This is a genomic window from Viridibacillus soli, from assembly GCF_016612995.1.
Taxonomy (GTDB): Bacteria; Bacillota; Bacilli; order Bacillales_A; family Planococcaceae; genus Viridibacillus; species Viridibacillus soli.
Window position 1 is genome coordinate 145,097 of record NZ_JAEOAH010000015.1, and the last position, 6,000, is coordinate 151,096.

Here is a 6,000-nt window from a genome sequence, read left to right on the forward strand (position 1 = left end):
TAGTAAAAAAAATAAAATATTACCGAGGTTTTTCGCGCACGTACACACCGAAAATAAAAGCTCTTAAAAATCTAAAAGTGATGATCTACAAGAAAAGGTTGGATTGTCATTTACACAAAAATATTGACAGTCCCTCATTCTTTTTTGTCAATAAGCATTAATCTAAGACTAGATGTTAACAATCCCATTTCTCTTATTCCTAAAAGACATTATATTTTTTATTTTAATTACATTAAAATCTAAAGGTGCTAAATAAAATAAAAGTGCCGATAGCATTACTAAACCAAATGTCCATATTCCAATAGTAAACATGATTCCTATATGTAATAAAAATCCTAGAATTAAAGCATACATTTTTAATTTCTTAGTTGTAAATATATTGGCTGCTAAGAAAAGCTCTAGCATTGTTACAGACCAAGTAATAATAATTAAAATATTAGTTTCTAAAAATGGGGAAAACAATTGTTGTTCCCAATCTGGTATACCAAAAATAGGATCTTTAAAAAAATAGTATATAGCCGTACCATCTGCCCACTCTTTATTTTTAAGTCTTGCTATGGCAGCATTTAGATAAATTAAACATACTTGAATTCTAATTAAATTGAAAAATAAAAAGACAATTGTTTTGTTGAAAAATTTTATATCATTATTTTGGTTAATAAAATGATTTTTTCTACGATCAAGCAATGTAATAGGTATTAATAGAAAAGATAAAACAGTAGCAATCTGTTCTCCTCCATCAATTGTTAACGCTGATGATTGAATACTATAACAAATATACCAATGTATAATACCCGTATATTTCGGGTAAAAACCTAATAGCGATATTAAAAGAATGATTATCATTATATATCTAATCAATTCAAAGCTAAAAGTTGTATTATCTACCAAACAAAAGGCTGTTGGTACAAATAGATTATCACAACTTAGAGAGTATTGTGAGTATGAAAATAATGTGGAAGTATCATTAAAAACTAACATTAATAAAGTAGCTAATATTAATAGACTCCTCATATATCCAAACATAGTAGTCCATGGGTTAAACTTTTCTATTCTTTCTATTAATTTATTCATTCTAATACGACCTTTGCTATATTTTTTTTAATTGTGGAACTAGCTTCATATTCCCTAAAATGCCAAGATAGAGGTTTGTAACTATATATATAATAGGTTCCTTTCTCTAAAGAACGAAAATTTTTATTTTTTTTTATAGTATTTATTTTTAAATTTTTTTTTACAGATTTGCATTCTTTTTCACTTGAGCAGGTCTTCCAATTCCCCTTAGGAATCTCTTCTTGAAATTTCCCTAATTCAATTCCCTGTGCTCTTCCCGTTCTCTTTAAGCCGAAAAAATTTGCCATTTGCATATTTGGAACTTGCAAATGTTGCTCTGTCTCAAAATGAAACGTTTCATCCCGTGGATTTTTACTATAAAAAGCAAAACCTTGCGGTGACAATTGTTGAAAAATATTTCTTTCTGTAATATTACTTTCTGGCGCAATATTAATAAAATAAAAATACAAAAAAATACAAAATACAGAAATAATTAGACCTACCTGATTTTTCTTACTCATCTTGAATTTCCTTTCTTATTTGGTTTTATTTATAATTATCCTTTATTTACAATAGCATACATGTTATTGTAAATATATAAAATTGGAAAGGTGTGGAATGTTATGAAATTATTAAAATCTTTTTTTCTAGCTATACTTCTTCTATTAGGAGTCACTACTCCGTTGACTTCAAAGGAAATATCTGCAAAATCTAGTTTCACCGGTGAAGAAATTTATAAAGGAATTATATTTGGACAGGGTGAGTTCGGAAAAAAAATTATTACTAATGAAAAAGAATTTAATGAAATGAATAGTGATGAAAGTATTAAATTCGCTAATAAATATGTTGATAGTATCAAATCAAAAGATTCATCTTATTTTAATAATCTAAAAGAAGTAATCGAAAGTAAAAATGCAACAGCCTCTTTAGAATTATTGCAGTCTAGTGGTAAATATTTTGATTCATTCACAGAACAATCTAAAGTTACACAATCAGGTGGCCTTACTTCGGGATGTCTTGTACTTTATTGCCATGTAGTACTAACTAATTCTAATAATAAGTATGTAGTAATAGGTAATGCTAAAAAGGGAGTTCAAGTTGGCTATGCTGCATGGGCCTTAAAAACAGCAGCAGTTAAAAATTTATCAGAATCTAATAGCAAAGATCCAGAAGTTGAATTAGCTAATATCTTAGCAGCTATATAAAATGAAAACGTTCTCATAAAAAAGTAAATGGTGATATCATCCCCTATAAGTAGACAGTGTAAAAAGGCTACAAGAAATTTTAGATGGTACACTACTACTTATAGGGGGTTTTATTATGGTTAGAAAAAATAATCGTTACTCTGATGAGTTAAAATTACAAGCAATTCAAAGTTATTTAAATGGTGCGGGGAGCTATGTGTCCCTCGCAAAACAATATGACTTAAAAGTGAAACACAGCTAGAAAATTGGGTGAAATGGTACAGAGTGAATGGAACATCCTATTCGACAAGTGAAGGTGAAAATGGTCGTGGTGGGAAAGGTATTTGCAATCCACTTAAGGGTAAGAGAGTTCATTTTAAAAGTGTAGAAGAAGAGCGTGATTATTATAAAGCGCAAGTCGAATACTTAAAAAGCAGTATCCAAATCTGTGAAAGGAGCGCTTCCATCGTATCCAGCACGTTATGAAATCATTTCAGATTTAGCAGCGATTTATCCAATTACGTGGCTAACTGACATGGTGAAAGACACCGTTCAGGCTAATATAAATGGCTCGATCGACAAGATGTGGTAGAAGAAAATCAAAAGATGAATTTGCGCTAAAAGAATTGATTGTAGAAATTCATCAAAAATATAAAATGTATGGGTACCTTCGCGTAAAAGAAGTGTTAATAGAGCGAGGCTTCTTATTCAATCATGAAAAAGTATATCGCTTAATGTGTGAGCTACAAATTCAGTCGGTGATTCGTAAAAAACGCCATACACATACAGGAACACCCTCGCGTATTTTTGATAATCTACTTGAACGTCAATTTCAAGGCCGTGCGTTAAATGAAGCATTTGTGATCGATATTACTTTTATTTCTACACCAGATGGCTTCCGCTATTTATCAGTGATTAAAGATTTATATAATAACGAGATCGCCGCTTGGAAAGTATCGAAACGAAATGTGTACGAAGCTGTCCTTCATTCGGATTAAGGCTTCCAATATACATCTCATAGTTACGTCAGAGAGTTAGGATTATTAGGAATCAAAGGTGTGTAGAATCTTTCTTCTCACACTTTAAAAGTTAATGTATTTATATCAATGAGTTCGAAAACGATAAGGAGTTAGAAAAAATCATCGAAAATTATAACTACTTTTATAACTATCAACGTTTCCAAACAAAATTAAGCCAACTTGCACCGATTGAGTATCGATGCAAGTTGGCCGCGTAGCTTTTTTAGTTGTGTCTACTTGGCAGGGATAAGTCCAACGAAGAACTAAACCGTCGTATTCAACAAGGATTAAATAAAAGAGAAACAATAAACCACCTAGCAAGAATCTTATCCTTTAAAAAACGAGGCCCACTTTCACATACAGTATGATTTTCTTTAAACATATCTACATATTTTGTTAGACATTGTTCATATAATGCAACTAAATACATAACAGTTTCAAGTAATACCTTCCACTTTACAAAAATAAGAGGAAGAAGAATCTGACTTCGACACACTGACCCCTAACATCGAACATATTAACAAGATTGTAATCCCATTTCTAAATGTTAATAACCAAATCAGCTTCAAGTTTATTCACTTTAGAAGAAGAAATGAAATGGAATCTAAAGATCTATAATCTGTTTTCTAGCCACGTCAATTTCGAACTTTTACAGCCGAGTTCAAACTTATTCGAGAATGGAAAATCGTGTGCCGACTATAGAAGAAGCTCTAGTTAATTCACTGCGCTATACTTCCGAGGTTTTTGGAAAAAGTTCGCGCGAAGCAAGCACTTTGTTGGGGCAATCTAATACGTCTCTAAAATAAAAGTATGATAGAAAAATGAAGCGTATTTCTATCATACTTTTACATAAACAAATAGACTGATGTTGGTAGCTCATTAAGACACCTCCATATGATGTGTGTTGTAACTTACATTTTACACGGAATTGTTATGGACGCTTTCTATTTTGTCTTGGTGTTGCACTTAATATTACAATTCGTCTTGAGTATTTTGAAATAATTTGTGAGTTTATACAACGCTAGTGGATTAAATTATATAAAAAAGCTAAATGGAGAATTTCTTTGGCATTATGAAGTCAAAGTTCTTATACGTAAAAGAATTTGAACGTAGAGCATTTTAAACAAGATTTAACAACCTATATCGAATACTATAATAACAAACGAATTAAGACAAAATTAAAAGGCCTAAATCCGGTACAATACCGAAACTCAGGCACAACAAGTTACCTTTTGAAATAACCGTATCTAACTTTTAGGGGCCACTTCACTGTGACTTTCTTGGAGATTAATCTAAAAATCGTTTCCGTATTTTTGGAGGGGGGAGTAAGCACTTAGTTTGTTTTCCAAACAATTTATATCGATTTCCAGCAAATTTTTCATAAAAAAAATTACGAATAGGTTTTGGAATTAAAAGAAAAATAGTAATTATTCTCCACGGTCCACTTAATTTTTTACAGATATTTAGTATAGCATCTGATTTGACATAACTACTACCATTATCAATTAATACAATACTATCAATAGTTTGATCTATATTATACTGTTTCAATAATTTTTTGCCGATAACACCTTGTAGCGATGCATATTGAAAGTAACCTACAGAATCTCTTTGAATAATAAATTGAATACTTTGATTACAAAAATTACACTCGCCATCAAATAATATGACACTACACATAACATTCTCCTCTCAGTAATATTTAAAAGGATATTCCTCTCAATTCTTTAGTTTAAATATTATTTTGATAAAAGATCACTAAATTTTCGTAAATATTTACAGAAAAACCAATTTTTTATTATTGCGGTTGAAAGCCAAAAAAGGAAACACTTCGATAAAGGTGGCTCCATCCATTTGGTTTTTATTCACAATTATACGTGTGCGACAACGACAGTTTGCGTTTTATGGAACAGCTTTTCCTTCGATTTTTCGAAGCCAGATGTAGGCTGGTTTCCAAAGAAGCCCTTAAATATAGGCTGATTTGCAGGATTTTTCGTTTACTCTTGGTTTCAATTTGAGCTAAAACATTCAACCTAAATACAATGAGGGCAATAAATACTTGGTTGTAAATAGCATTCTCGCTTTGACCACAGAATTTTTTAATGTTGCGATGCTGCTTGATCCGTTTGAAAAACAGCTCAATTGCCCAGCGTGATTTGTACATGTCTGAGGTTTCATCAGGTTCTAAATCGAAGCGATTCGTAATTAAGCAAAGGATATTCCCCTTTGAATCCTTCACTTTGAGCAAGCGAAAATAGTTCTCTGCTCGAGTTGGCACGTTGCCAATCAACACCATCTGATCCGACAAAACAGCAGAATCTGCAGGGATTTTAAAATCATAAATTTCCCGGATAACTGCATTCTTTTTCAATCTCGTAAGGAAAAAGAAGCCCTCATCTGTCATGCGATCGAAACGTTCATAATCCAGGTAGCCACGGTCGAAAACGTACATGCATTCTCGGTCATCTAACATGACTTCGAGCTGACCACGATCGTGTTCGATGGCATTTGTCAGAACCGCTTTTTCAGGATAGGACGTTCCTTTTTCCATGAACACCAGGCGTAAGTGAAGCTTAATGCCCGCTTTTGTTTTACGAAATTCAGCCCATTTGTGATTCGTTAAATTAAGAGGTAATGTACTCGAATCAATGATTTTAAATGGCATGATGCTTTTCGAGATATTCGTTTTTTGGTGAATTTGAACGACTAAATCAAGGAAAAGCTGTTGGAAGATGTCTGGATTC

The 6,000-nt window shown here is 31.9% G+C and carries 8 protein-coding genes and 2 pseudogenes; 6 read left to right on the top strand and 4 right to left on the bottom strand.

Annotated features, from left to right (window positions below):
- Positions 1–168: 168 nt before the first annotated feature.
- On the bottom strand, positions 169–1,074 hold the full coding sequence (locus JFL43_RS12080) for a sporulation-delaying protein SdpB family protein (RefSeq protein ID WP_200749235.1): 906 nt from the start codon (positions 1,072–1,074) through the stop codon (positions 169–171).
- On the bottom strand, positions 1,071–1,574 hold the full coding sequence (locus tag JFL43_RS12085) for an SdpA family antimicrobial peptide system protein (RefSeq protein ID WP_200749236.1): 504 nt from the start codon (positions 1,572–1,574) through the stop codon (positions 1,071–1,073). Before JFL43_RS12085 ends, JFL43_RS12080 begins: the two co-directional genes overlap by 4 nt.
- Positions 1,575–1,676: 102 nt before the next feature.
- Between JFL43_RS12085 and JFL43_RS12090 the strand changes: the two genes are divergently transcribed.
- The 6 genes and pseudogenes from JFL43_RS12090 to JFL43_RS12120 form a co-directional block, all read left to right on the top strand.
- Positions 1,677–2,258, top strand: a complete 582-nt coding sequence (locus JFL43_RS12090) for a hypothetical protein (RefSeq protein ID WP_200749237.1) — start codon at positions 1,677–1,679, stop codon at positions 2,256–2,258.
- A 115-nt stretch (positions 2,259–2,373) separates the two neighbouring features.
- The gene (locus tag JFL43_RS22585; protein ID WP_234447747.1) at positions 2,374–2,499 is read left to right on the top strand and encodes a transposase; all 126 of its coding nucleotides are present in this window, start codon (positions 2,374–2,376) and stop codon (positions 2,497–2,499) included.
- Between the two features lie 186 nt (positions 2,500–2,685).
- A complete protein-coding gene (locus tag JFL43_RS12100) occupies positions 2,686–2,829 on the top strand; it encodes a hypothetical protein (protein WP_200749238.1) in 144 nt (47 codons plus the stop codon).
- Positions 2,804–3,235: an IS3 family transposase gene (locus JFL43_RS12105; protein WP_200749239.1), complete on the top strand. Its 432-nt coding sequence runs from the start codon at positions 2,804–2,806 to the stop codon at positions 3,233–3,235. The genes JFL43_RS12100 and JFL43_RS12105 overlap by 26 nt, the downstream gene beginning before the upstream one ends.
- A gap of 104 nt (positions 3,236–3,339) precedes the next feature.
- Entirely contained in the window at positions 3,340–3,474 is a 135-nt protein-coding gene (locus JFL43_RS23515) for an IS3 family transposase (protein WP_407701977.1), read from the top strand.
- Between the two features lie 833 nt (positions 3,475–4,307).
- Positions 4,308–4,497: pseudogene (locus tag JFL43_RS12120) on the top strand (IS3 family transposase); the annotation flags it as partial.
- 46 nt (positions 4,498–4,543) lie between these two features.
- Here JFL43_RS12120 and JFL43_RS12125 read toward each other — a convergent pair.
- Positions 4,544–4,936 carry a thiol-disulfide oxidoreductase DCC family protein gene (locus JFL43_RS12125; protein ID WP_200749241.1) on the bottom strand — a complete coding sequence of 131 codons (393 nt, stop codon included), beginning with the start codon at positions 4,934–4,936 and terminating at the stop codon, positions 4,544–4,546.
- A 222-nt stretch (positions 4,937–5,158) separates the two neighbouring features.
- Positions 5,159–6,000, bottom strand: a pseudogene (locus JFL43_RS12130) (IS4 family transposase); the annotation flags it as partial.